The following is a 24,826-nucleotide window of genomic DNA, read 5'->3' on the forward strand; positions in this document are numbered from 1 at the left end:
GGAGGGGGCGGCGGCAGGGGTCAGAGCTTGAGCTGGAAGACGCCCGCGCCGCGCTCGCGGCGGTAGCCGAGGGACTCGTTCACCGCCAGCATCGGGCCGTTCTCGTCGGCCACCGTGGTGCCGATCCAGCGCAGCCCCGGGCAGTGCTCGGCCGCGTACGCCTCCATCCGCAGCTTGACCGCGCGGCCCAGGCCGTGGCCCCGGTGCGCGGGGACGACCACGGTGTCGTACTGGAGGGCGCGCGGGCCCGCCGGATCCGGCAGCACCAGCACCGTGTACGCGGCCACCTCCCCGGCCGGGGTGACCGCAGCGGCCAGGGCGATCTCGCCGCCCCGGTCGAGGACCAGCTGCTGCGCACTGTGCACCCGCTCGGGGGTCCAGGCCACGAAGGCCTCCTCGCTGTCCCCGCTCGGGGCGTCCTCCATCGCCCCGTGGGCGACGGCGGTGGCCGGGGCCCACGCGTCGGGCACGAGGCCCGGCCAGACGTGGAACTCGTAGCCGGGGGTGGCGGGCACCTCCGGCGGGCCGTCCGCGCCGAGCTCCCGCACGTACCAGCCCATGGAGAGCACGTTCTCGAAGCCCAGGGACTCCGCGAAGGCCTGCCCGGGGCCGCCGAGGTCGGTGACGGTGGCGACGGAGGTGCGGCCCTGGTCGAGGAGCTCGCGGCGGACCCGCTGCCACAGGGCCGTGCCCACACCGCTGCGGCGCGCGTCGGGCCGCACGGTCAGCTCGTCCAGGAACGCGGTGTGGGTGTTGCCCCGCTCGGTGAAGAGCAGCAGGGCGGCCTGTCCCGCACCGTCCCCGGCCGTCCAGTGCGCGAAGCGGCCGCGCGACGGCGGGACGCGCAGCCGTCCGGCGGCCTCCGTCCGCGAGGGGGCGGGCACGGCCGGCAGGGCGGCGGCGTCGGTGGCGTGCGCGGCGGCCTGGACGGCCCACCATGCGTCGACCTCGGCGTCGGTGGGGGGAACGGACAAGGTGTTGATCTTCGTCATGGCTGGACTGTAGGCGCTGCGGCCCTGAACCGGGCTCTCTTTTCAGCCCGGTTCACGGAGGACCTCCGCGAACGCCGGAAGGCGGGGAGCCCTTCCGGGCTCCCCGCCTTCCGTCCGTACCGCTGCCGTGGCGTCAGGCCGACGGACCGGCCTTCCACTCGGCCCACGGCATGTTCCAGCCGTTGAGGCCGTTGTCCGGCTTGATGGTCTTGTCCGGGGAGTTCACCACGGTGACGACGTCGCCGATGAGCGAGTTGTCGAAGAACCAGGCACCCGGCTGGTTCGGGTCGTTGGCGCCCTGGGCGTCGTTCAGACCGACACAGCCGTGGCTGGTGTTGACCTTGCCGAAGATCGAGTCGGCGCCCCAGTAGTTGCCGTGGATGAACGTGCCCGACGTGGACAGCCGCATCGCGTGCGGGACGTCCTTGATGTCGTACTCGCCCTTGCCCTCGCTGTTCTTGAAGCCCACGGTCGAGCCGTCCATCCGGGTCTCCTTGAACTTCTCGGAGATCACCATCTGGCCGTTGTACGTGGGGTTCTCGGGAGAACCGGCGGAGATCGGGATGGTCTTGAGGACCTGTCCGTCACGCGTGACCGTCATCGTCTTCGCCTTCACGTCGACGGTGGAGACCTGGCTCCGGCCGACCTTGAAGGTGACGGTCTTGTTCTGCGCGCCGACGATGCCGGGCGCGCCCTGGACGCCCTGGAGGGCGAGCTTCAGGGTGACGGTGGAGTTCGCCTGCCAGTACTGCTCCGGGCGGAAGTCCAGGCGCTGGTTGCCGAACCAGTGGCCGACGACCTCCTGGCCGCTGCTGGAGGTGACGCTGATGGCCGCCTGGACGGCCTTCTGGTCCTTGATCGGCTTGTTGAAGGTGATCGAGACCGGCATGCCCACGCCGACCGTCTCGCCCTCCTCCGGCACGAAGGAGCCGACGAAGCTGTTCTCCGGGGAGAGGGTGGTGAAGGAGGCGTTCTCGTGCGCCTCGCGCCCGGCCTCGTCCTTCGCGGTCGCCGCGAGGGCGTACTTGGTGGAGCGCTTCAGCGCGGCGTCCGGCTTCCAGCTCTTGCCGTCGGCGGCGATCTTGCCCGTGACGGCCGTGCCGTCGGAGCTCTTCAGCTCGACCTTCGTGAGCGTGCCGTCGCTGACGGCGACGTTCGTCCCGTCGTTCAGCGGGACGTTGGTGGAGCCGTCCTTGGGCGTGATGGCTATTCGGGCCTTCGAGGCGTCCTTTGCCGCCGCCGCGTCGACCTCCGCCTGCGACTTGCCCGCGTCCGAGCTGCCCTGAGACTTTTCGCCGCCCCCGTCATTGCAGGCCGAAAGCATCAGTACGCCACCGAGCACGGCGGACACGGCCACCAGGGACCTTCTCCGCCGCATGCTGTACGTCCTCACACGTCACTCCATCGTTGCCGTGAAACCCCGGGCTGCGATCCCGGGATCGGGCCGGGCAGGGGGCGTCGCCCCCTGCTCGTCCTGACAACGCGTTAACGACGCGGTTCGGTTCCACATCCCGTTCGAATGTGTGCAACCCCACGGTCAGGCGTTGTCGGCCCCTTCTTCGAAAGCACCATCTTCCCCGTCGAGGTCCCACTCCAGGGACTCGGGGTCGTATTCGACCGGTTCGCTGCTCCAAGAGGCCTGTGCCAGCTCGACTCCGGTCAGCTCCGCGACCAGGTCAGTGGGGTCGACGAGGTAGGCCAGCGCCTCCGATTCGTCCTCCCTGACCGCCGACTCCGCGTGCGCGCGCTCCTCGTCCGGCATGAACTCGTCGGCCTTGATGTGCGCGAGGGCCGCGCCGATGAGGGCGTCGGAGTCCGACACCTCCAGCACCAAATCAACCCGAAGCCGTACGTATCGTGATTCATCAGAAGGGTTCATACGACGGAGAGTAAGCCCGCGACAGCCTCGACTTTCCCGCGACCCGCCCCTTTCACTAGCATCTGCGCACACGGCCAATTCGCTGCTTCCGCAAGGGGGATCGCACCGTGTCCGCACGTCGACCTCTGCTCACCGCCCTCGGGGCGACCACCCTCCTCGCCGCCCTCTGGTTCGTCCCGTCGGCGAACGCCACCGCCCCGGGCCTGTCCGCGGGCACCCCGGGCGCGCCCGCCGCCGCCAACACCGGAACCGTCTCGGACACCGGTGCGGACGACGAGGGCGCCGCTTCCGTTGCCGGCACGGGGACCGGTAACGGAACCGGGACCATCGCCGGCGTCTCCGACGAACGGCCCGCCGGCATCACCGTCCTCTCGCTCGCCGACACCGGCAGCATCGACACCACCCCCTACGTCCTGGGCGGCACCGTCTGCCTCGGCCTCGGCGCGGGCTTCGTCGCCTTCTCCGTACGCCGCTCCCGCAGCCTCTAGAAACGGCGGAAGGGCCGCACCCCCTCGGGGTGCGGCCCTTCCGCCGTTCTCTACCGCCGCGGGTCAGGCGAGGGGACCCGTCACCGGCTCCACGGCCGCGACGAGCCCGCCCGCGCGCACGAAGGCGTCGGCGGCGGCCAGGTCCGGCGCGAGGAAGCGGTCCGGGCCGGGGCCCTCGACACCCGCCGCACGCGTCGCCGCGATGGCGGCCTGGCTGGCCGGCGCCGGGGTCAGCCCGTGCCGCAGCTCGATGGCGCGGGTGGCCGCGTACAGCTCGATGGCGACGATCCGCGTCAGGTTGTCGATGGCGGTACGCAGCTTGCGCGCCGCCGACCAGCCCATGGAGACGTGGTCCTCCTGCATGGCCGAGGAGGGGATCGAGTCGGCGGACGCCGGGACGGCCAGCCGCTTCATCTCGCTGACCAGGGCGGCCTGCGTGTACTGGGCGATCATCAGACCGGAGTCGACACCCGCGTCGTCCGCGAGGAACGGCGGCAGGCCGTGGCTGCGGTTCTTGTCGAGGAGGCGGTCGGTGCGGCGCTCGGCGATGGAGCCGAGGTCCGCGGCGGCGATGGCCAGGAAGTCCAGCACGTACGCCACGGGCGCGCCGTGGAAGTTGCCGTTGGACTCCACGCGTCCGTCGGGCAGCACGACCGGGTTGTCGACGGCCGCGGCCAGCTCGCGGGAGGCGACGAGGGCGGCGTGCGCCATGGTGTCGCGGCCCGCGCCGGCCACCTGCGGGGCGCAGCGCACGGAGTACGCGTCCTGCACGCGCGGCGCGGACTCCTCCTGGAAGTGCCCGGTGAGCCCGGAACCCTTCAGCACGGCGGCCATGTTGGCGGCGGAGGCGCCCTGGCCGGGGTGCGGGCGGATGGCGTGCAGCTCGGGCGCCAGCACCTTCTCGGTGCCGAGCAGCGCCTCCAGGGTCAGCGCGGCGGTGATGTCGGCGGACTTGTACAGCGTGTCGAGGTCGGCGAGGGCCATGACGAGCATGCCGAGCATGCCGTCGGTGCCGTTGAGGAGGGCGAGGCCCTCCTTCTCGCGCAGCTCGACGGGCTCGATGCCGTGCTCGGCGAGCAGCTCGCCGGCGGGGCGGACGGTGCCGTCGGGACCCTCGGCGTCACCCTCGCCCATCAGCGCCAGGGCGCAGTGGGAGAGCGGCGCGAGGTCGCCCGAGCAGCCGAGGGAGCCGTACTCGTGGACGACGGGGGTGATCCCGGCGTTGAGCAGGTCGGCCATGGTCTGCGCGACCGAGGGCCGCACGCCGGTGTGCCCGGAGGCCACCGTCTTCAGACGCAGGAACATCAGGGCGCGGACGACCTCCCGCTCGACGCGCGGGCCCATGCCGGCGGCGTGCGAACGGACGATGTTGCGCTGGAGCTGCGCGCGCAGCTCGGGGCTGATGTGCCGGGAGGCGAGCGCCCCGAAGCCGGTGGAGACCCCGTAGACGGGCTCGGGCTTGGCGGCGAGCGCGTCGACGATCTCGCGAGCGCGGCCGAGCGCTTCCAGCGCCTCGGCGGACAGCTCGACCCGCGCGTTGCCGCGGGCGACGGCGATGACGTCCTCGGCGGTGGTCCCGGACGTCCCCACCACGACAGTGTGCATATCCATATTCAGCACCCTACGGACTGAATCCCTTCATGTCACCCCTCCATTTCCGACCGATTTCCCCCCGCCCCGCGGGGCGGGGTCCGGCGGGGCCGCGTGTTCGGGGGCGGGGGCTGCGAGGCTCCCGGTGCGGGCGGGCCATCTCCCCCTCGAGGGGGTGGGGGCGGGTCGGTGGCTGCCCACCCGCCTCCCTGGGTGCGGGGCGGTGGGGTGGGGGGCGGTGCACCCTCGGGCGGTCTCACAGCCGGTTTGGGGGTTTTCCGTCAGTCCCATCGTCCTTCCGCGTCGGGCCGGCCCGTCAAGGGCGCTCCCTTCGGTCGCGTCGCTACGCGATGTCGCTTCGCTCCACCCTTGACAGACCGACCCGCCACGGAAAGCCGAAGAACTGCCGGGAAACCCCCAAAAGAACGGTCACGGGGCAGGAGGAGAGGGACAGCCCCTCGGTGCTGAGGCGAGGGGCCGGGGCCCGGCCCGCTGGGCATCCGAGCCCTCAGAAGTCCCGGTTCCGGGCCAGGGGCGCGACTACCCGCACCAAAAGGCGACCCGAGCGACTGCGGAGCCCACAGGCGCACCAGATCGCTACGCGCTCCTCAAATCTCGGCGTCCGGCGGTCGTCCTGGGTTGATACCTGCACCAAAGGACGGACAGAGCGGCCCGGGAGGCGTCCGGGCGCAGCAGATCGCTACGCGCTCCTCTCGTCTCGGCGTCCGGCGACCTCCTGTGGCTGATACCGGCACCAAAAGACGAACAGAGCAGCCGGGGAGCCGGTGGGCGCAGCAGATCGCTACGCGCTGCCCGAATTTCGGCGACTGGCCGCCGTCTGGGGCTGATACCGGCACCGGATGGTGCGCTGGACCCCATCGGGTACGGCAGGCGCGGGAGATCGCTACGTGCTGCCCGGATATCGGCGTCCTGCAGCCGTCTGGGGCTGGTGCGGGCGGGGAACGGGCCGGAAGGCCACCTTCGAGGCGCGAATCAGCCCTCCCACAGCGTCTTTGACCGCCCGTCGGACCCTGCGGACATCTCCTTCAACCGCAAACTCCGACAGAGACCCTCACGCGCCCCTCCCGACCTCACCGCAGCCCCAAGAGACGGACAAAGAGGGCGCATGAGCCTTCTTTCCGGCCCATGACCGGCCCAAGACGACCGCCGGCCGCCAAGCAATGGGCAGCGCGTAGCGATCTGCCGCGCCCACTGACCGCCTTGGTCGCTCTGCTCGTCTTCTGGTGCGGGTGCCAGCCCCAGGCGGCGGCCGGTCGCCGAGACGGGAGGAGCGCGTAGCGATCTGTCGCGCCCACCGGCACCCTGGGCTGTCCTGTTCGTCTTCTGGTGCGGGTATCAGCCCCAGACGGCCGCCGGACGCCCAAACCTGGTCAGCGCGTAGCGATCTGACGCGCCGGGGCTCCGGGAGGCGCGCTGACCGATCTCTCGTGCAGGTAGGCGCACCCTGGCTCGGAATCAGGACTTCTGAGGGGTCGGATGCCCGGCCGACCGGCGCCCGGCCCCTCGCCTCAACGCTGACGGAGCCGCTGTCCCTCTCCTGCCCCGTGACCGTTCTTTTGGGGGTTTCCCGGCAGTCTTTCGGCTTTCCGGGGCGGGACGGCCTGTCAAGGGTGGCCGAAGGCCATCGCGAAGCGACGCGACCGAAGGGAGCGCCCTTGACAGGCCGGCCCGACACGGAAGGACGATGGGACTGACGGGAAACCCCCAAGGCTGCTCTGAGGCCGTCCCAGGGTGCACCGCTCCCCACCCCACCGCCCCGCATCCGAAGCCGCCACCGCCCGGCGCCCCTTCGAGCCCCCGCGCCCCGCGACCGCGCACACTGCGCACCCCGGCACGGCCGGGGCCGACGCCGCCCCGCCCCGATCCGGCCGCGCCGTCAAAAACCGCCCGCCACGACCCGACGTACCCACTCACCCGCACCCGGGGAGGCGGGTGGGCAGCCGCCGACCCGCCCCCGACCCCTCGACGGGGAGATAGCGCGCCCGAGCCACGAGCCGAGCCCCTACTGCCGCCCCCGGAACCGCCGCCGCTCGCCGCGGCCCTCGCGGGCGGCCGCGGCGTCGGCCAGGCGGACCACCGCCGTGTCGCGGCCCGCCACCACCGGCTCCGCCGAGCGGGCCGCCTTCGCCTTGTACTGCGCCGCGTCCGCCAGCCGGAACAGCCGCCGGGAGGACTTCACCGGCCCGATCGGGTCGCCCGTGGAGGCGACCCCGCACGCCACCCCCTCGCCCAGTTCCAGCTCCGCGGCCCGTGCGCAGACCTCCCTCGTGACCCGGACCACCTCGTCCGCCGACGGTCCCGCGCTGACCAGGCAGAACTCGTCCCCGCCCAGTCGTGCGACCAGCGCCCCCGGGAGCATCGCCCCGCACAGGCTCAGCACCGAGCCGAACCGTTCCAGCAGCCGGTCGCCCGTCGCGTGCCCGAGGGTGTCGTTGACCCGCTTGAGGCCGTTCAGGTCGCACACCACGAGGCTGACCACCACCCCGCCGCGCCGGTGCTCCTCCAGCGCCTCGTCCAGCCTCATGTCCACGGCCCGCCGGTTGGCCAGGCCGGTCAGCGGGTCCGTGAAGGCGAGGCGGCGGGCCTCCTCCAGGCGCTCGTTCTGCGCGAGCCCGGCCGCGACCACCGCCGCCAGCACCGCCGCGAACTCCGCGTCGTCCTCGTCGAAGTCCGGTAGCCCCTCGTCCCGGGCCACGTACAGCTCGCCCCAGGCCCGCCCGCTGAGCACGATCGGCGCGACCACGCACGTCCCGCGTCCGCGCCGGCGCAGCGCGTCCCCGCGCCGCCCGGGGCGGTCGCCGACGGCGCTCTCGACCCAGGCGTGCGGGCCGCCGCCGCCCACCCAGCGTTCGTGCAGGAACTCGGTGATCTCGGGGAAGTCGTGCACGGGGTAGGACTCGTCCTCGGGGAACTCCTCCTCCCCGGCCCGCCGCTCGCCCTCGTTCACCAGGACCCGCAGCCGTCCCCGCTCGCGCTCCCAGGCCGAGATCGCGGCGAACGAGCCGTCCATCGCCAGCCGGGCACCCCGCGCGGCCGCCCGGACGCTGTCCCGCGGCGCGCAGGCCGCCGCCATCGCCTGCGCGAGTGCCACGACGGCCCGTAGCCGCCCGTCAACTCCCATCACCCCAGATTAGGGAGTTTTATCCGATTTAGTGACGGTAAGACCAACTTGGGGTGACCGGAAGTCACCCCGGGACGCGCCGCCCTACTCCCCCGGCCAGTTCGGCTTGCGCTTCTCGTTGAAGGCCGCCACGCCCTCGGCCCGGTCCCCGGAGAAGGCCACCGTCCGCCAGGCCGCGTCCTCGATCTCCAGCCCCGCCGCCAGGTCCATGCCGTGCCCCAGCCGCAGCGCCCGCTTGGCGGCGCGCAGCCCGACCGGAGAGTTCGCCGCCATCGTCAGCGCCAGTTCCAGGGCCCGTGCGCGGTCCCCGCCCGCCGGGGCGACCTCGTCGACCAGGCCCAGGGACAGGGCTTCGGCCGCCTCCACCCGGCGGGCGGTGAAGATGAGCTCGGCCGCCCGCGCCGCGCCGACGCGGCGCGGCAGGAGCTGCGTACCGCCGCCGCCCGGGATCACGCCCACCGACACCTCGGGGAGCCCGACCACGGCCGTCTCGTCGGCCACGATCACGTCGCAGGCCAGGGCCAGCTCGAAGCCACCGCCGAGCGCGAAGCCGTGCACCGCCGCGACCGTCGGCATGGGCAGTTCCAGCACGCCCCCGTACGCCCCGCGGGTGGTGGGCCGCTGCCGGACGAGCTCGGCGTCCGAGAAGGAGTTGCGCTCCTTGAGGTCGGCGCCGACGCAGAAGGCCCGCTCGTGGGTGGAGGTGAGTACGACGACCCGTACGCCGGGGTCCGCGGCGAGCGCGTCGCACGCGGCGGAGACCGAGCGCGCCATCTCCGTGGAGACGGCGTTCATCGCCTTCGGCCGGTCCAGCACGAGCTCGGCGACCACGTCGCCGCCGCCGTGCCGCCGCACCGCCACGAACTCTCCGAAGCGCTGCTCAGACATGCTGCCACCCTCCCGGTTAACGATCGTTACCCCGGGATCTTAGGTGTCCTCCGCGTCAGCGACCAGGGCTCGACGACTCCCAGGCCGCGGACCGGCCGCTGCCACATCGGCTGGAGCGCGAAGCGGTACGTGCCGCCGCCCTCCTCGTTCTCGGCGTCCTTCTCGGACTTCGGCGCGGCGCCGGTCCGGCTCAGCTCCTCGGCCATCGCCCCGTCGACCAGCACCGCGTCCTTCGGGGCTATGGAGGTCAGCCGGCTCGCGAGGTTCACCGTCGTGCCGAAGACGTCGCCCATGCGGGTCGTCACCGTCCCGAAGGCGATGCCGACGCGCAGTTCGGGCATCTGCGGGTCGGCCTCCATGGTCTCGATCAGCCGCAGCGCGATCTCGGCGGCCGTCGCCGCGTCGTCGGCGCAGTACAGGACCTCGTCGCCGAGGGTCTTGATCAGCCGGCCGCCGTGCGCGGCGACCAGGTCGGCCGCCGTCGTCTCGAAGGCCTCGACCAGCTCGCCGAGCTCCTCCTCCTCCAGCCGGCGCGTCAGCCGGGTGAAGCCGACCAGGTCCGCGAAGCCCACGGCGAGGCGCCGGTCGACCATCTCCTCGTCGTCCGCGACCTGTACGACGCGGCCGGTCGCGGCCGCGAGCTGGCGCCGCCACACGTAGACGAGGAACTCCTCCAGCTCGGGCAGCAGCAGTTCGACGAGCGGGTACGTGACCTCGGTGCGGGTCATGCCCGGCTCGGGCGGCTCCGTCAGGCCTTCGAGGAAGGAATCGATCTGCCATTCGGCCAGCCGGGCGGTGGTCTGCCCGGTGGACCGGGCCACCTGTACCGCCATGGGCTCGCTCAGCAGTCCCGCCTCGACCAGGCCGGCCAGGCGCCGCAGGGCCAGTACGTCGGCCTCCGTCAGGGCCTTGGCCTGGCCGATGTCGGCGAAGCCCATGGCCCGCCAGAACCGTGAGGCCAGCTCCATCGAGACGCCCGCGCTCCGGGCCGCCTGGAACGGGGTGTACCGCCGTTCGGCGCCCAGGATCAGCTGCTCCAGGCGGATGGCGAGCGGGTCGGCCGTCGGCTGGGCCGCGTGGTCGACCTCGTGGAAGGGCGTGTGCTGGTCCCGCCCGATCGGGGTGCCCGGGTTCCCGGAACCCGACCCGGAACCGGACCCGGACCCGGGCGAGGAGCCGGACGGGGAACCGGAGCCGGACGCGGACGCGCTGGACGTAGGGTCGTCGACGGTCAAGGGCCGCCTCCTGTCCATTCCGTGCGCGCTGCCGAACCGGGTGATCACCGGGAGGACCGGGATCGCCTAAACCATACGGCAGGTGTGCCGTAGCTCACTCCCCCAGTTCCGGCCCCGAAGTGCGGAAAGCGCCGCGGAGGTCCGGGGGCGGGCCCCCCGGACCTCCGGTACTACCTCACCGACCTCAGGTGCACCACGTCCCCCGCACCCACCGCCTCACGGGCGTCGTCGGCCGTACGGATCACCAGCCGCCCGTCCGCGTCCAGCGCTTCGGCCGTTCCGGTGAGCTCGCGCCCTCCGGGCAGGTCCGCGCGCACGTGGCGGCCCAGCGTCGCGCAGCCGGCCGCGTACGCCTCCTGGAGCCCGCTGTCGGCCGGGTCGCCGGCCGCGTCGCACCAGCGCCCGTACCACTCCTCCAACGACCGCAGCACGGCCTTGAGCAGCGGCTCCCGGTCGGTCACCGCCGCCTTGGCCAGGGCCAGCGACCCGGCGGCCGGTACGGGGAGCTCGTCCTCCGTGAGGGTGACGTTGAGGCCGATCCCGAGGACCACCCCGTCCTCGACCCGCTCGGCGAGGATGCCGCCGGCCTTGCGCTCCTCCCCGTCCACGCTGACCAGCAGGTCGTTCGGCCACTTGAGCGCGGTGTCCACGCCCGCGCCCCGCGACAGCCCGGCCGCCGTGGCCACCCCGGCCAGCAGCGGCAGCCACCCCCACCGCTCCTGCGGTACGCCCGCCCCCGGCTTGAACAGCACGGAGAAGAACAGCCCCGACCGGGCCGGCGCGACCCAGCTGCGGTCCAGCCGCCCGCGCCCGGCCGTCTGCTCCTCGGCGACCAGCACGGCACCCTCGGGCAGTTCCGCGGCCCGGGCCGCGAGATCGGTGTTGGTGGACCCGGTGGCGGCGACGACCTCCAGGGAGGTCCACAGACCGTCCGGCGTGACGAGCGCCTTGGAGAGCGCGGAGGCGTTCAGGGGCGGGCGGTCCAGGCTCGACCAGCGGCCCTGGCCCGCTCCGGCTGGAGCATCTTGTGGAGTCATGCAACCCAATGTAGGTGTGTCAAACGCCGCACTGCCGAGCGCCATGCCCGCCGATACGCTACGCACCAGTAGCCAGCAGCAGTCAATCAATTGACCAGGCAGTTGACACCACACAGGGAGCCGCGACCCCGATGTCCCAACCCTCAGAGCCGATCGACATGCACACGACCGCGGGCAAGCTCGCGGACCTGCGGCGCCGCGTCGACGAAGCCACGCACGCCGGTTCCGAGCGCGCCGTCGAGAAGCAGCACGCCAAGGGCAAGCTGACGGCACGTGAGCGCGTGGCGTTGCTGCTGGACGAGGGGTCCTTCGTAGAGCTGGACGAGTTCGCCCGGCACCGTTCGACCAACTTCGGCCTGGAGAAGACCCGCCCCTACGGCGACGGCGTGGTCACCGGCTACGGCACCGTGGACGGCCGCCCGGTGGCCGTGTTCTCGCAGGACTTCACCGTCTTCGGCGGGGCCCTCGGCGAGGTCTACGGCCAGAAGATCATCAAGGTGATGGACTTCGCCCTGAAGACCGGCTGCCCGGTCGTCGGCATCAACGACTCCGGCGGCGCCCGCATCCAGGAGGGCGTCAGCGCGCTGGGCATGTACGGCGAGATCTTCCGCCGCAACGTCCACGCGTCGGGCGTGATCCCGCAGATCAGCCTGGTCGTGGGGCCCTGTGCCGGCGGCGCCGTGTACTCCCCGGCCATCACGGACTTCACGGTCATGGTCGACCAGACCTCGCACATGTTCATCACCGGCCCGGACGTCATCAAGACGGTCACCGGCGAGGACGTCGGCTTCGAGGAGCTGGGCGGGGCGCGCACGCACAACAGCACGTCCGGCGTGGCCCACCACATGGCCGGTGACGAGAAGGACGCGATCGAGTACGTCAAGTCACTGCTGGCGTACCTGCCGTCGAACAACCTCTCCGAGCCGCCCGCCTTCCCCGAGGAGGCGGACACCGAGGTCTCCGACACCGACCTGGAACTCGACGTCCTGATCCCGGACAGTGCGAACCAGCCGTACGACATGCACACTGTGATTGAGCACGTGCTGGACGACGCGGAGTTCCTGGAGACCCAGTCCCTGTTCGCGCCGAACATCCTCACCGGCTTCGGCCGGGTCGAGGGGCACCCGGTGGGCGTCGTCGCCAACCAGCCGATGCAGTTCGCCGGCTGCCTGGACATCAACGCCTCCGAGAAGGCCGCGCGGTTCGTCCGCACGTGCGACGCCTTCAACATCCCGGTGCTGACGTTCGTGGACGTCCCGGGCTTCCTGCCCGGCACCGACCAGGAGTACAACGGAATCATCCGGCGCGGCGCGAAGCTGATCTACGCGTACGCCGAGGCCACCGTCCCCCTCATCACCGTCATCACGCGCAAGGCCTTCGGCGGCGCCTACGACGTCATGGGCTCCAAGCACCTCGGCGCGGACCTGAACCTGGCCTGGCCGACCGCCCAGATCGCCGTCATGGGCGCGCAGGGCGCGGTGAACATCCTGCACCGGCGCACCATCGCGGAGGCCGCTCCGGAGGAGGTGGAGGAGACCCGGGCACGGCTCATCACCGAGTACGAGGACACCCTGCTGAACCCGTACACGGCCGCCGAGCGCGGATACATCGACGCGGTGACCATGCCGTCCGAGACCCGCGCCCACGTGGTGAAGGGGCTGCGGCAGCTGCGTACGAAGCGGGAGTCGCTGCCCCCGAAGAAGCACGGCAACATCCCCCTCTAGGCCCTCCAGGAGGACTCTGTGGTGATCAAGGTCGTCAAGGGCAACCCGACCCCCGAGGAGCTGGCCGCCGCACTGGCGGTGGTCCAAGCGCGCGCGGCGGCGCTGGCCTCGGCCCCGTCGGGCGCGCCCCGGATCCCGGACGAGTGGGCCTCGCCGAGCCGGGTGGCCCGGCGGCGCCAGATGCTGCCCGGGCCCCGCGCGTGGGGCCGTACGTACTGGCCCGGACGGGGCTGAGTCCCGGGTTCCGGAAGATGGCGCGAACGGACGGTGGCGCCTGAGTACCCGTACTCAGGCGCCACCGGCGCACCGGGGGCCAGGATCGGAGCATGCTCTGGTCAGACCCGAAGGACGAGCCCCCGAAGGACATGCGCGACGCCCAGGCGATGCTCCGGCGGATGCTCGTGGTCCTCGTACTGGCGATGGTGGTCGCGGTGTACGTCCTCGGCGTGCCCCCGTTCTAGGACACGGCCCGGCGGCGGCCCCGGGGGCCGCCCTACGATGGCCCCCATGACCGTACGCACGCTCGTCCTCGCCTCCGCCTCGCCCGCCCGGCTGAACCTGCTGCGGCAGGCCGGGCTCGCCCCGCACGTGATCGTCAGCGGCTTCGACGAGGACACCCTGGACCACGACGAACCGGCCGGCCTGGCGCTGGCCCTGGCCGAGGCCAAGGCGGGCGTGGTGGCGGGCCTGGAGGAGGCCGCGGGCGCCCTGGTGATCGGCTGCGACTCGGTGCTGGAGCTGGACGGCGAGGCGCTCGGCAAGCCGGCCGACGCGGCCGACGCCACGGCCCGCTGGAAGTCGATGCGCGGCCGGGCCGGGGTGCTGCGCACGGGCCACTGCGTGATCGACACGGCCACCGGCCGTCAGGTCTCGGCGACGGCCTCCACGACGGTCCGCTTCGGCGAGCCGACGGACGCGGAGGTGGCCGCGTACGTGGCCAGCGGCGAGCCGCTGCACGTGGCCGGGGCGTTCACCCTGGACGGCCTGTCGGCGCCCTTCATCGACGGGATCGACGGGGACCCGGGCAACGTCATCGGGCTGTCGCTGCCGCTGCTGCGCTCGCTGCTGGGCGAACTGGACGTGTCCATCACGGACTTGTGGGCCTGAGCCCCTTACGGGAAGGCCCAGACGGCCCGGCCGGCCCGGCGTGGAGCATCAGGGTCAGCACGAGCAGGCACAGGATCACCATCGTCGCCGCGAAGGCGCCCCAGCCGACGAGTCCCACGGCGAGGGCGCCGAGCACCCCGTGGGTGACGGCGGCGGCGACGAGCACGACGCGCGCGGGCCGGCCCGGCGGGCGGTCGCGCAGGGCGGCGACGGCGGCCAGGACGGCGCACAGCAGGAGGAAGGCGCCCATCCCGGCACCCATCGCATAGGTTGCCGTGGACATGACATCCGGATCCATGCCCGCGATGGACATCGACTGGGCCTCGGTCGCCCGGCCCAGCACCACATGGACGAGCACGAGCACGGCGGCCTCCGCGACGAGCGCGATCGCGGCCAGCCCCGCCACGAGTCTGCGCAGCACGACGCCCCCATCCCTCCCACGCCACAAGCGTGTTCGACGCCAGGGAGGCTACTAACGAGTAAACCTTCGGACAAGAGTCCGGACCGGCTTCGTTACGGGAAAGCGCCGCGCGGGCGACAGTGACGGCTCTCACTCAAAGAATGCATAGGCCGTTCGTAGGGACTCCACAAAGAATCGACGGGGGCCGCTGACCCGCCGAACAGAGACCTTCCCCTCCCAACGGGGTTACTGTGCAGTCGGGGATCTCCCTGACCTGGGGCGACACACGGGATTTCACACTCAAGGGGCACTCGAATAACGCTCCGTGTGGGCAAGGTCACCACCGGGGAAGGGTCGTAAGGCCGTGTCGGCAGTCCCTAAACTCAGCTTGTTTCAAGGAGGGAGCCATCGTGCGCAAGGTGCTCATCGCCAACCGTGGCGAAATCGCTGTCCGCGTTGCTCGGGCCTGCCGGGATGCCGGGATCGCGAGCGTAGCCGTCTACGCCGATCCGGACCGGGACGCCCTGCACGTCCGCGCGGCAGACGAAGCTTTCGCGTTGGGCGGTGACACCCCGGCATCCAGCTACCTCGACATCGCGAAGGTCCTGCAGGCCGCCGCGGACGCCGGTGCGGACGCCATCCACCCCGGATACGGCTTCCTCTCCGAGAACGCCGAATTCGCCCAGGCCGTGCTCGACGCCGGCCTGACCTGGATCGGCCCGCCGCCGCAGGCCATCCGCGACCTCGGCGACAAGGTGGCCGCCCGCCACATCGCCCAGCGCGCCGGCGCCCCGCTCGTCGCGGGCACCCCCGACCCCGTCTCCGGGGCCGACGAGGTCGTCGAGTTCGCCCGGGAGCACGGCCTGCCCATCGCCATCAAGGCGGCCTTCGGCGGCGGCGGCCGCGGCCTCAAGGTCGCCCGCACCCTCGAAGAGGTGCCGGAGCTGTACGAGTCCGCCGTGCGCGAGGCCGTGGCCGCCTTCGGCCGCGGCGAGTGCTTCGTCGAGCGCTACCTCGACAAGCCGCGCCACGTCGAGACCCAGTGCCTCGCCGACTCGCACGGCAACGTGGTCGTCGTCTCGACCCGTGACTGCTCGCTCCAGCGCCGCCACCAGAAGCTGGTGGAGGAGGCCCCGGCCCCCTTCCTGACGGAAGCCCAGAACGCCGAGCTGTACGCCGCGTCCAAGGCCATCCTCAAGGAGGCCGGCTACGTCGGCGCGGGCACCGTCGAGTTCCTCGTCGGCACCGACGGCACCATCTCCTTCCTCGAGGTCAACACCCGCCTCCAGGTCGAGCACCCGGTGACCGAGGAGGTCGCCGGCATCGACCTGGTGCGCGAGATGTTCCGCATCGCCGACGGCGAGGAGCTCGGCTACGGCGACCCGGAGCTGCGCGGCCACTCCTTCGAGTTCCGCATCAACGGCGAGGACCCGGGCCGGGGCTTCCTGCCCGCCCCCGGCACCGTCACCCTCTTCGCCCCGCCGACCGGCCCCGGCGTCCGCCTGGACGCGGGCGTGGAGACCGGCTCGGTCATCGGCCCCGCCTGGGACTCGCTGCTCGCCAAGCTGATCGTCACCGGCGCCACCCGCGAGCAGGCCCTCCAGCGCGCCGCGCGCGCCCTGGCGGAGTTCAACGTGGAGGGCATGGCCACCGCCATCCCCTTCCACCGCGCGGTCGTCTCCGACCCGGCCTTCGCCCCGACCGACGGCACCCCGTTCAAGGTCCACACCCGCTGGATCGAGACGGAGTTCGTCAACGAGATCAAGCCCTTCGCCGCTCCGGCGGCCGAGGAGACCGAGGACGAGCCCGGCCGCGAGACGGTCGTCGTCGAGGTCGGCGGCAAGCGCCTGGAGGTCTCCCTCCCGTCCTCGCTGGGCATGACCCTGGCCCGCACCGCCGCCGCGGGCGGTGCCAAGCCGAAGCGCCGCGCCGCCAAGAAGTCCGGCCCGGCCGCCTCCGGCGACACCCTCGCGTCGCCGATGCAGGGCACGATCGTCAAGGTCGCGGTCGAGGAGGGCCAGCAGGTCAACGAGGGCGACCTGGTCGTCGTCCTGGAGGCCATGAAGATGGAGCAGCCGCTGAACGCGCACCGCTCCGGCACCATCGTCGGCCTCACCGCCGAGGTCGGAGCCTCCCTCACGTCGGGCGCCACGATCTGCGAGATCAAGGACTGACGCCCCCGCACGTGACGAAGGCCCCCGCCCCGGGTATCCCGGGGCGGGGGCCTTCGCACTTCCGGCCGTACCGCGCCCCGGTTCCCCTGCGGGGCAAGTCCCCTACCCGCCCTTCCACCGTTCCCAGGGGCTCCGCCCCTGACCCCGTACGCCTCAAACGCCGGCGGGGCTATGGATAGCCCCGCCGGCGTTTGAGGCGCTGGGGGTCCCCCCAGCGGTAGCTGGGGGAGGGTCTGGGGGCGGGGCCCCAGGGGGTCCGGGGCAACGCCCCGGGGAACGGGCGAAGGGCGGGTAGGGGACAGCCCCGCAGGGCGGCCACCACCGAGCGGCTAGCGACGCCGCATGTCCGCGACCCGCGCCCGCTCCCCCGCCTGCTGCTCCAGCAGAGACGCGGGCGCGCTCCGCAGCTGCGCCGTCGGCCCGCCCCGCCGCTGCACCGGCAGCGGGGACTCCCGCCGCGCCCTGCGCCCCGGCATGCCCTCACCGTGCCCCCCGGCCCCGCCACCGGCACCGGCACCGCCGCCCGCCCCGCCCCCGGCCACCGGCGCCGACCCGGCCACGGTGATCTGCACACCCTGGTCTGCCAGCGCCTGGAGCTCCGTCGCGGCCCGCTCGTCGTGCTGCGGGGGCTCGTCCGTCACCAGCCGCGTCATCACGTCGGTCGGCACGGTCTGGAACATGGTGTCCGTGCCGAGCTTCGTGTGGTCGGCCAGTACGACGACCTCCGCCGCCGCCTGCACCAGCGCCCGGTCCACGCTCGCGGAGAGCATGTTGGAGGTGGAGAGCCCGCGCTCGGCGGTCAGGCCGCTGCCGGACAGGAAGGCCCGGGAGACCCGCAGCCCCTGGAGGGACTGTTCGGCGCCGCTGCCCACGAGGGCGTAGTTCGAGCCGCGCAGCGTGCCGCCGGTCATCACCACCTCCACCCGGTTGGCGTGCGCCAGCGCCTGGGCGACGAGCAGCGAATTGGTGACGACGGTCAGGCCGGGCACCCGCGCGAGCCGGCGGGCCAGCTCCTGGGTCGTGGTACCCGCGCCGACGACGACGGCCTCGCCTTCTTCGACGAGGCCGGCCGCGACATCGGCGATGGCGGTCTTCTCCGCCGTCGCGAGATGGGACTTTTGCGGAAAGCCGGACTCCCGCGTGAAACCGCCCGGCAATACCGCACCGCCGTGTCGGCGGTCGAGGAGTCCTTCTGCCTCCAGTGCCCGCACGTCCCGCCGTACGGTCACTTCGGAGGTCTGGACGACGCGGGCGAGCTCACGGAGCGATACCGCACCGTTGGCCCGCACCATTTCGAGGATCAATTGGCGACGTTCAGCAGCGAACACGAAACTGACAGTAACCCCAACGACCGTCTGCTTTCAGCTCTTTGCGCCGGAATACCGAAGTTGTCCATACGACGGCCCGGCGAGTGGTATACGCCGCGGGCCCGCTGCCGGTCCGCGCCACCACGCTCCCCCGCCCCACCTAGGCTTCCGCCCCAACCCGCGTACGGGAAGGGGCGGTTGAGCCTCGGGGCGGGGCTCGCTACGCCTCGCCGCCCGCCTTGCGGGTGTGCAACTGGCGGGCCACTTCGGCGATCGAACCGGACAGCGAGGGGTACACGGTGAACGCGTTTGCGATCTGCTCGACGGTCAGGTTGTTGTCGACCGCGATCGAGATCGGGTGGATCAGCTCGCTCGCGCGGGGCGAGACGACGACGCCGCCCACCACGATCCCGGTGCCCGGGCGGCAGAACAGCTTCACGAACCCGTCCCGGATGCCCTGCATCTTCGCGCGCGGGTTGCGCAGCAGCGGCAGCTTCACCACGCGGGCGTCGATCTTGCCGGCGTCCACGTCGGCCTGGGTGTAACCGACGGTGGCGATCTCGGGGTCGGTGAAGACGTTCGAGGAGACCGTCTTCAGGTTCAGCGGGGCCACCGCGTCACCGAGGAAGTGGTACATCGCGATGCGGCCCTGCATGGCGGCGACGGACGCGAGCGCGAACACGCCCGTCACGTCACCGGCGGCGTACACGCCCGGCGAGGACGTGCGCGACACCTTGTCGGTCCAGATGTGCCCGGACTCCTTGAGCCGGACCCCGGACTCCTCCAGGTTCATGTTCTTGGTGTTCGGGATCGCGCCGACCGCCATCAGGCAGTGGGTGCCCGTGATCACGCGGCCGTCGGAGAGGGTGACCTCGACCCGGTCGCCGACCCGCTTGGCGGACTCGGCGCGCGAACGGCCGATGACGTTCATGCCGCGGCGGCGGAAGACGTCCTCCAGGACGGCGGCCGCGTCCGGGTCCTCGCCCGGCAGCACGCGGTCGCGCGAGGACACCAGCGTCACCCGGGAGCCCAGCGCCTGGTACGCGCCGGCGAACTCGGCACCGGTCACACCGGAGCCGACCACGATCAGCTCCTCGGGGAGCTCCTCCAGGTCGTAGACCTGGGTCCAGTTCAGGATCCGCTCCCCGTCGGGCATCGCGTCCGGGATCTCGCGGGGGGTGCCGCCCGTGGCGATCAGCACGGCGTCGGCGGTGAGGATCGTCTCCGTGCCGTCGGCGGCGGTGACGATGACGTCGCGAGTGCCGTCGATGCCCTGCGGGCCGCCGAGCTTGCCGCGGCCGCGCATGACGCGGGCGCCGGCCCGGGTCACGGACGCGGTGATGTCGTGGGACTGCGCCAGGGCGAGGCGCTTCACGCGCCGGTTCACCTTGCCGAGGTCCACGCCGACGACGCGCGCGGCCTGCTCGATGTGCGGGGTGTCGTCCGCGACGACGATCCCCAGCTCCTCGTACGACGAGTCGAAGGTCGTCATGACCTCTGCGGTCGCGATGAGGGTCTTCGAGGGCACGCAGTCGGTCAGCACCGACGCCCCGCCCAGACCGTCGCAGTCGACGACGGTCACCTCCGCGCCGAGCTGGGCCCCCACCAGGGCTGCCTCATACCCGCCGGGTCCACCGCCGATGATCACGATCCGGGTCACGAAAAGTCCGCCTCACGTCTACCCGGCCGGCTGCCGCCCCGGCCGGTGTTCCGGGGGTTCTCCCCGGGGGATGCATTCCGTGCCCCATTGTCCCGCACGCATCAAGGTGCTCGCACCATCCGGACACGCGGGCCGGGGCGCGCCTCCCGTACCCTCGACCTCATGTCGCTCTACGCCGCGTACGCCGGCAACCTCGACCCGCGGCTGATGACGCGCCGCGCTCCCCATTCGCCGCTGCGCGGCACGGGCTGGATCAACGACTGGCGGCTGACCTTCGGCGGCGAGCAGATGGGCTGGGAGGGTGCCCTCGCCACCGTCGTGGAGGCCCCCCGCCACCAGGTCTTCGTCGCGCTGTACGACATCGCCCCGCTGGACGAGGACTCGATGGACCGCTGGGAGGGTGTCGGCCTCGACATCTACCGCCGCATGCGGATCCGCGTCCACACCCTGGACGGCGAGGAGGCGGCCTGGTGCTACGTCCTCAACGGCTACGAGGGCGGCCTGCCCTCGGCGCGCTACCTGGGCGAGATCGCCGACGCCGCCGAGTCGGCCGGCGCGCCCCACGACTACGTCATGGAACTCCGCAAGCGCCCCTGCTGAGGCCCATGGGGTGCCCGCCCGCACGGGCGGAGGGGGACGATTCGGCGGAAACGACAAGGCAACGATCCGAACACCGTGAGCTGCGCCATCTACGCGCGTAGGCGATAAGCGGCTACGCTCGTCTGCGTGAACGCATCTGTTACCGACCCCTTCGCCGCCGCCGACGCCGCCGCCGCCCGCCTCCGCGAGCTCACCGGCGTCGAATCCCACGATGTCGCCCTCGTCATGGGCTCCGGCTGGGCCCCCGCCGCAGAGGCGCTCGGCGCCCCCGAGTCCGAGTTCCTCGTCACCGAGCTGCCCGGCTTCCCCCCCGCCGCCGTCCAGGGCCACGGCGGCAAGGTCCGCTCGTACAAGATCGGCGACAAGCGCGCCCTGGTCTTCCTCGGCCGGACCCACTACTACGAGGGCCGCGGCGTCGCCGCCGTCGCCCACGGCGTGCGCACCGCCGTCGCCGCCGGCTGCAAGACCGTCGTCCTCACCAACGGCTGCGGCGGTCTCCGCGAGGGCATGAAGCCCGGCCAGCCGGTCCTGATCAGCGACCACCTCAACCTGACGGCCACCTCGCCGATCGTCGGCGCGAACTTCGTCGACCTCACCGACCTGTACTCGCCGCGCCTGCGCGCCATGTGCAAGGAGATCGACGAGACCCTCGAAGAGGGCGTCTACGTCCAGTTCCCCGGCCCGCACTACGAGACCCCGGCCGAGATCAACATGATCCGCGTCATGGGCGCCGACCTGGTCGGCATGTCCACCGTGCTCGAAGCCATCGCCGCCCGCGAGGCCGGCGCCGAGGTGCTCGGCATCTCCCTCGTCACCAACCTGGCCGCGGGCCTGTCCGGCGAGCCGCTGAACCACGAAGAGGTCCTCCAGGCCGGCCGCGACTCCGCCGCCCGCATGGGCACGCTGCTGACGCAGGTCCTCGACCGCATCTGATCGAACCGGTCGGCACCCGACGTTCGATCGGTCTATCGATCGAACGGCCGGCCGGCCGACATCGACGACGCACGACGTACGAGAGGTAAGGCGGAAGCAGTGCAGGAACAGGACGACCTCCTCACCCGGGCCCGCGCCTGGCAGGCCGAGGACCCGGACCCGGAGACGGCGGCGGAGCTCGCGGCCCTGATCGACGCCGGCGACACGGCCGAGCTCGCGGACCGCTTCTCCGGCACGCTCCAGTTCGGCACAGCCGGACTGCGCGGCGAGATCGGCGCCGGCCCGATGCGGATGAACCGTTCCGTGGTCATCCGCGCCGCGGCGGGCCTCGCGGCCTACCTGAAGGCCCAGGGCCACGACGGCGGCCTCGTCGTCGTCGGCTACGACGCGCGCTACAAGTCCGCGGACTTCGCCCGCGACACCGCCGCCGTGATGACCGGCGCCGGACTGCGGGCGGCCCTCCTGCCCCGGCCGCTGCCGACGCCCGTCCTCGCGTACGCCATAAGGCACCTCGGCGCCGTCGCCGGCGTCGAGGTGACCGCCAGCCACAACCCTCCCCGGGACAACGGCTACAAGGTCTACCTCGGCGACGGCTCGCAGATCGTGTCCCCCGCGGACACCGAGATCGCGGCGCAGATCGCGGCCGTCGGCGCCCTCGCCGACGTACCGCAGCCCGCCGACGGCTGGCTGCAGCTCGACGAGGAGGTCCTGGAGGCCTACCTGACCCGCACGGACGCCGTCCTCACCCCCGGGTCCCCCCGGGGCGTGCGGACCGTCTACACGGCCATGCACGGCGTCGGCAAGGACGTCGTCCTGGCCGCCTTCGCCCGCCACGGCTTCCCCGAGCCGGTGCTCGTCGCCGAGCAGGCCGAGCCCGACCCGGCCTTCCCGACGGTCGCGTTCCCGAACCCGGAGGAGCCGGGCGCCATGGACCTGGCCTTCGCGAAGGCCGCCGAGGTCCAGCCGGACATCGTCATCGCCAACGACCCGGACGCCGACCGCTGCGCGGTGGCCGTCCCGGACAACGGCGGCTGGCGCATGCTGCGCGGCGACGAGGTCGGCGCGCTGCTCGCGGCCCACCTGGTCCACAAGGGCGCCCAGGGCGTCTTCGCCGAGTCCATCGTCTCGTCCTCCCTCCTCGGCCGGATCGCGGAGGCGGCCGGCGTCGGCTACGAGGAGACCCTGACGGGCTTCAAGTGGATCGCCCGCGTCGACGGCCTGCGCTACGGCTACGAGGAAGCCCTCGGCTACTGCGTGGACCCCGAGGGCGTCCGCGACAAGGACGGCATCACCGCCGCCCTGCTGGTCGCCGAGCTCGCCTCGGTGCTGAAGGAACAGGGCCGCACCCTGACCGACCTGCTGGACGACCTGGCGATGGCCCACGGCCTGCACCACACCGACCAGCTGTCGGTCCGCGTCTCGGACCTGTCGGTCATCGCCAACGCCATGGCGCAGCTGCGCGCCGAACCCCCGGCCTCCCTGGCGGGCCTGCGGGTGGTCTCGGCGGAGGACCTGTCCCGGGGCACCGAGAAGCTCCCGCCCACGGACGGCCTGCGCTACTACCTGGACGGCGACTACAAGGCCCGCGTCATCTGCCGCCCCTCCGGCACGGAGCCCAAGCTCAAGTGCTACCTGGAGGTGGTGGTCCCGGTGGCGGAGGCCTCCGACCTGGCCAGCGCCCGCACCCGCGGCCAGGAGATCCTGGACGGCATCAAGAAGGACCTCGGCGCAGCCATGGGCCTCTGACCCTCCCGGCCCGCACCACGCAACGACGGCCCCCTCCGCCCCGGGCGGAGGGGGCCGTCGGCGTACGGGGGGGGGTACGCGGCCTGCGGTGCGGGCCGGCCATCTCCCCATCGAGGGGGTGGGGGCGGGGCTGGGTGCGGGGCGGTGGCCGGGTGCGGGGCGGTGGCCGGGTGGGCGGGGTCCCCTCGGGCGGTCTCGGAGCAGGTTGGGGGCTTCCCGTCAGTCCCATCGTCCTTCCGCGTCGGGCCGGCCTGTCAAGGGCGCTCCCTTCGTCGCGTCGCTACGCGATGTCGCTTCGCTCCACCCTTGACAGACCGACCCGCCACGGAAAGCCGAAAGACTGCCGGGAAACCCCCAAAGAAACGGCACGGTCCAGAGGAGAAGGGACGGGTGTCGCAGCGATGAGGCGAGGGGCCGGGCGCCGGCCGACCGGGCATCCGAGCCCTCAGACGTCGAGATTCCGGGCCGGGCGCGCGGCTACCCGCGCCAAAAGGCGACCAGAGCAGCCCGGGAAGCCCCCAAGCGCACCAGATCGCTACGCGCTCCTCCCGTCTCTGCGTCCGACGACCGCCCGGGGCTGATACCCGCACCAAAGGACGAAGAGAGCAGCGGGGAGCCGATGGGCGCACCAGATCGCTACGCGCTCCTCCTTTCGCGGCGTCTGCGGCCCGTCTTGGGCTGATACCTGCACCAGAGGACGACCATGGCGGCCCGGCATGCGCACGGGCGCGTCAGATCGCTACGCGCTCCTCTTTTCTCGGCGTCCCACGGCCGTCCGGGGCTGATATCCGCATCGCAGGACGGACGATGGGTGGGGACCTCGGACGGTGTCACATGTGGTCGACGTGCAGTTGGGAGCGGGATTCGAGGCTGCGGAGGTAGGTCAGGCCGGGGCTGCCGGCGAGCTGCGTCTCGTCGGTGACGATGAATCCCGTGCGGGCCAGCACGGTGCGGGACGCCTTGTTGCCGAGCGTGGTGGCGGCCCGCAGGGTGGTCAATCCGTAGTCCTCGGCAGCGAGACGGCACACTTCCCGCACGGCCTCGGTGGCCATCCCCCGACCCGTGGCCCGCTCCGCGATCCGGTAGCCGAGTTCGGCCCCGCCGTCTGCCACGTCGACCAGGTTGACCCGCCCCAACACCTCGCCCGCAGGGCCCACCAATACATGGAAGCGGCAGACCCCGGCCTCCTGCTCCGCGAGCAGATCACGCTGCCGATCGTCGAACCGGGCGAAGTACTCGTCACCTCGGTCAGGGACGGACGCTGCGAAGTAGGCCCGGTTCTCCTGCTCAAAGGCGAGCAGCGCGGAAGCATGGTCCGGACGAAGCAGTTGCAGCTCAACCATGATCAGAACGCTACCCGCTACATGTACACGGCCAACGGGGCGATTCATCCTCGTCGGATCGTCAGACCGCCGGGCGGGCGGGGGTCTCCGAACAACTACGCGCCATGGCCGCGTATGGCGCACACGCCCGATCCTTGGCGGTGAAAGCGATCGAGACCCTTGGACCAGGAATGACACCCAAGACGACCGCCGGACGCCGAGAAAAGAGGAGCGCGTAGCGATCTGACGCGCCCGTGCGCATGCCGGGCCGCCATGGTCGTCCTCTGGTGCAGGTATCAGCCCAAGACGGGCCGCAGACGCCGCGAAAGGAGGAGCGCGTAGCGATCTGGTGCGCCCATCGGCTCCCCGCTGCTCTCTTCGTCCTTTGGTGCGGGTATCAGCCCCGGGCGGTCGTCGGACGCAGAGACGGGAGGAGCGCGTAGCGATCTGGTGCGCTTGGGGGCTTCCCGGGCTGCTCTGGTCGCCTTTTGGTGCCGGTAGCCGCGCACCCGGCCCGGAATCTCGACATCTGAGGGCTCGGATGCCCGGTCGGCCGGCGCCCGGCCCCTCGCCTCATCGCTGCGACACCCGTCCCTTCTCCT

Annotated in this window: 21 protein-coding genes; 9 read left to right on the forward strand and 12 right to left on the reverse strand. The window is 72.2% G+C overall.

Going from position 1 to position 24,826, the window contains the following annotated elements; all coding sequences use genetic code 11:
* Window positions 1-20 precede the first annotated feature (20 nt).
* From OG553_RS12205 to OG553_RS12215, 3 genes are all read right to left on the reverse strand, one after another.
* Window positions 21-992 carry a GNAT family N-acetyltransferase gene (locus tag OG553_RS12205; protein ID WP_405979020.1) on the reverse strand — a complete coding sequence of 324 codons (972 nt, stop codon included), beginning with the start codon at window positions 990-992 and terminating at the stop codon, window positions 21-23.
* 133 nt (window positions 993-1,125) lie between these two features.
* Entirely contained in the window at window positions 1,126-2,370 is a 1,245-nt protein-coding gene (locus OG553_RS12210; RefSeq protein ID WP_405979021.1) for an Ig-like domain-containing protein, read from the reverse strand.
* 159 nt (window positions 2,371-2,529) lie between these two features.
* A complete protein-coding gene (locus OG553_RS12215; protein ID WP_405979022.1) occupies window positions 2,530-2,814 on the reverse strand; it encodes a hypothetical protein in 285 nt (94 codons plus the stop codon).
* A 164-nt stretch (window positions 2,815-2,978) separates the two neighbouring features.
* Between OG553_RS12215 and OG553_RS12220 the strand changes: the two genes are divergently transcribed.
* Window positions 2,979-3,359: an LPXTG cell wall anchor domain-containing protein gene (locus OG553_RS12220; protein WP_405979023.1), complete on the forward strand. Its 381-nt coding sequence runs from the start codon at window positions 2,979-2,981 to the stop codon at window positions 3,357-3,359.
* A 63-nt stretch (window positions 3,360-3,422) separates the two neighbouring features.
* Here the strand turns inward: OG553_RS12220 and hutH are convergent, their stop codons facing one another.
* The 5 genes from hutH to OG553_RS12245 all read right to left on the reverse strand — a co-directional run bounded on the left by hutH (window position 3,423) and on the right by OG553_RS12245 (window position 11,251).
* Window positions 3,423-4,964 (reverse strand): histidine ammonia-lyase, encoded by a 1,542-nt coding sequence (hutH, locus tag OG553_RS12225; protein ID WP_405983020.1) that lies wholly within the window; start codon window positions 4,962-4,964, stop codon window positions 3,423-3,425.
* A 2,008-nt stretch (window positions 4,965-6,972) separates the two neighbouring features.
* Window positions 6,973-8,091, reverse strand: coding sequence for a GGDEF domain-containing protein (locus OG553_RS12230; protein ID WP_405979024.1), 1,119 nt, complete (start codon window positions 8,089-8,091; stop codon window positions 6,973-6,975).
* 84 nt (window positions 8,092-8,175) lie between these two features.
* Complete coding sequence (locus tag OG553_RS12235) at window positions 8,176-8,979, reverse strand: enoyl-CoA hydratase/isomerase family protein (RefSeq protein WP_405979025.1); 804 nt, start codon at window positions 8,977-8,979, stop codon at window positions 8,176-8,178.
* A 26-nt stretch (window positions 8,980-9,005) separates the two neighbouring features.
* Complete coding sequence (locus OG553_RS12240) at window positions 9,006-10,214, reverse strand: adenylate/guanylate cyclase domain-containing protein (RefSeq protein ID WP_405979026.1); 1,209 nt, start codon at window positions 10,212-10,214, stop codon at window positions 9,006-9,008.
* A gap of 170 nt (window positions 10,215-10,384) precedes the next feature.
* A complete protein-coding gene (locus tag OG553_RS12245; protein WP_405979027.1) occupies window positions 10,385-11,251 on the reverse strand; it encodes a biotin--[acetyl-CoA-carboxylase] ligase in 867 nt (288 codons plus the stop codon).
* Between the two features lie 131 nt (window positions 11,252-11,382).
* On the opposite strand from OG553_RS12245, the gene OG553_RS12250 reads away from it, so the two are divergent.
* The 4 genes from OG553_RS12250 to OG553_RS12265 all read left to right on the forward strand — a co-directional run bounded on the left by OG553_RS12250 (window position 11,383) and on the right by OG553_RS12265 (window position 14,082).
* Complete coding sequence (locus OG553_RS12250) at window positions 11,383-12,975, forward strand: acyl-CoA carboxylase subunit beta (RefSeq protein WP_405979028.1); 1,593 nt, start codon at window positions 11,383-11,385, stop codon at window positions 12,973-12,975.
* A gap of 21 nt (window positions 12,976-12,996) precedes the next feature.
* A complete protein-coding gene (locus OG553_RS12255; RefSeq protein WP_405983021.1) occupies window positions 12,997-13,209 on the forward strand; it encodes an acyl-CoA carboxylase epsilon subunit in 213 nt (70 codons plus the stop codon).
* A 92-nt stretch (window positions 13,210-13,301) separates the two neighbouring features.
* Window positions 13,302-13,436 (forward strand): morphogenic membrane protein MmpB, encoded by a 135-nt coding sequence (gene mmpB / locus OG553_RS12260; protein ID WP_401254192.1) that lies wholly within the window; start codon window positions 13,302-13,304, stop codon window positions 13,434-13,436.
* A gap of 37 nt (window positions 13,437-13,473) precedes the next feature.
* Complete coding sequence (locus OG553_RS12265; protein ID WP_007266093.1) at window positions 13,474-14,082, forward strand: nucleoside triphosphate pyrophosphatase; 609 nt, start codon at window positions 13,474-13,476, stop codon at window positions 14,080-14,082.
* On the opposite strand, the gene OG553_RS12270 is transcribed toward OG553_RS12265, so the two are convergent.
* Window positions 14,063-14,503: a hypothetical protein gene (locus OG553_RS12270; RefSeq protein ID WP_405979029.1), complete on the reverse strand. Its 441-nt coding sequence runs from the start codon at window positions 14,501-14,503 to the stop codon at window positions 14,063-14,065. The two genes, OG553_RS12265 and OG553_RS12270, sit on opposite strands and share 20 nt — an antisense overlap.
* A 389-nt stretch (window positions 14,504-14,892) precedes the next feature.
* Between OG553_RS12270 and OG553_RS12275 the strand changes: the two genes are divergently transcribed.
* On the forward strand, window positions 14,893-16,656 hold the full coding sequence (locus tag OG553_RS12275; RefSeq protein ID WP_405979030.1) for an acetyl/propionyl/methylcrotonyl-CoA carboxylase subunit alpha: 1,764 nt from the start codon (window positions 14,893-14,895) through the stop codon (window positions 16,654-16,656).
* A 329-nt stretch (window positions 16,657-16,985) separates the two neighbouring features.
* Here OG553_RS12275 and OG553_RS12280 read toward each other — a convergent pair whose 3' ends face one another.
* Entirely contained in the window at window positions 16,986-17,948 is a 963-nt protein-coding gene (locus tag OG553_RS12280) for a DeoR/GlpR family DNA-binding transcription regulator (protein WP_405983022.1), read from the reverse strand.
* Window positions 17,949-18,183: 235 nt separating this feature from the next.
* Entirely contained in the window at window positions 18,184-19,623 is a 1,440-nt protein-coding gene (locus OG553_RS12285; protein ID WP_405979031.1) for an NAD(P)H-quinone dehydrogenase, read from the reverse strand.
* A gap of 162 nt (window positions 19,624-19,785) precedes the next feature.
* Between OG553_RS12285 and OG553_RS12290 the strand changes: the two genes are divergently transcribed.
* The 3 genes from OG553_RS12290 (at window position 19,786) to OG553_RS12300 (ending at window position 22,902) form a co-directional block, all read left to right on the forward strand.
* On the forward strand, window positions 19,786-20,223 hold the full coding sequence (locus tag OG553_RS12290) for a gamma-glutamylcyclotransferase (RefSeq protein WP_356845208.1): 438 nt from the start codon (window positions 19,786-19,788) through the stop codon (window positions 20,221-20,223).
* Between the two features lie 126 nt (window positions 20,224-20,349).
* The gene (locus tag OG553_RS12295) at window positions 20,350-21,156 is read left to right on the forward strand and encodes a purine-nucleoside phosphorylase (protein ID WP_405979032.1); all 807 of its coding nucleotides are present in this window, start codon (window positions 20,350-20,352) and stop codon (window positions 21,154-21,156) included.
* 99 nt (window positions 21,157-21,255) lie between these two features.
* The gene (locus tag OG553_RS12300; RefSeq protein WP_405979033.1) at window positions 21,256-22,902 is read left to right on the forward strand and encodes a phospho-sugar mutase; all 1,647 of its coding nucleotides are present in this window, start codon (window positions 21,256-21,258) and stop codon (window positions 22,900-22,902) included.
* An 830-nt stretch (window positions 22,903-23,732) separates the two neighbouring features.
* Here OG553_RS12300 and OG553_RS12305 read toward each other — a convergent pair.
* Window positions 23,733-24,245, reverse strand: coding sequence for a GNAT family N-acetyltransferase (locus OG553_RS12305; protein WP_405979034.1), 513 nt, complete (start codon window positions 24,243-24,245; stop codon window positions 23,733-23,735).
* Between the last annotated feature and the right edge of the window lie 581 nt (window positions 24,246-24,826).

Source organism: Streptomyces sp. NBC_00158 (genome assembly GCF_045160885.1).
Classification (GTDB): Bacteria; Actinomycetota; Actinomycetes; order Streptomycetales; family Streptomycetaceae; genus Streptomyces.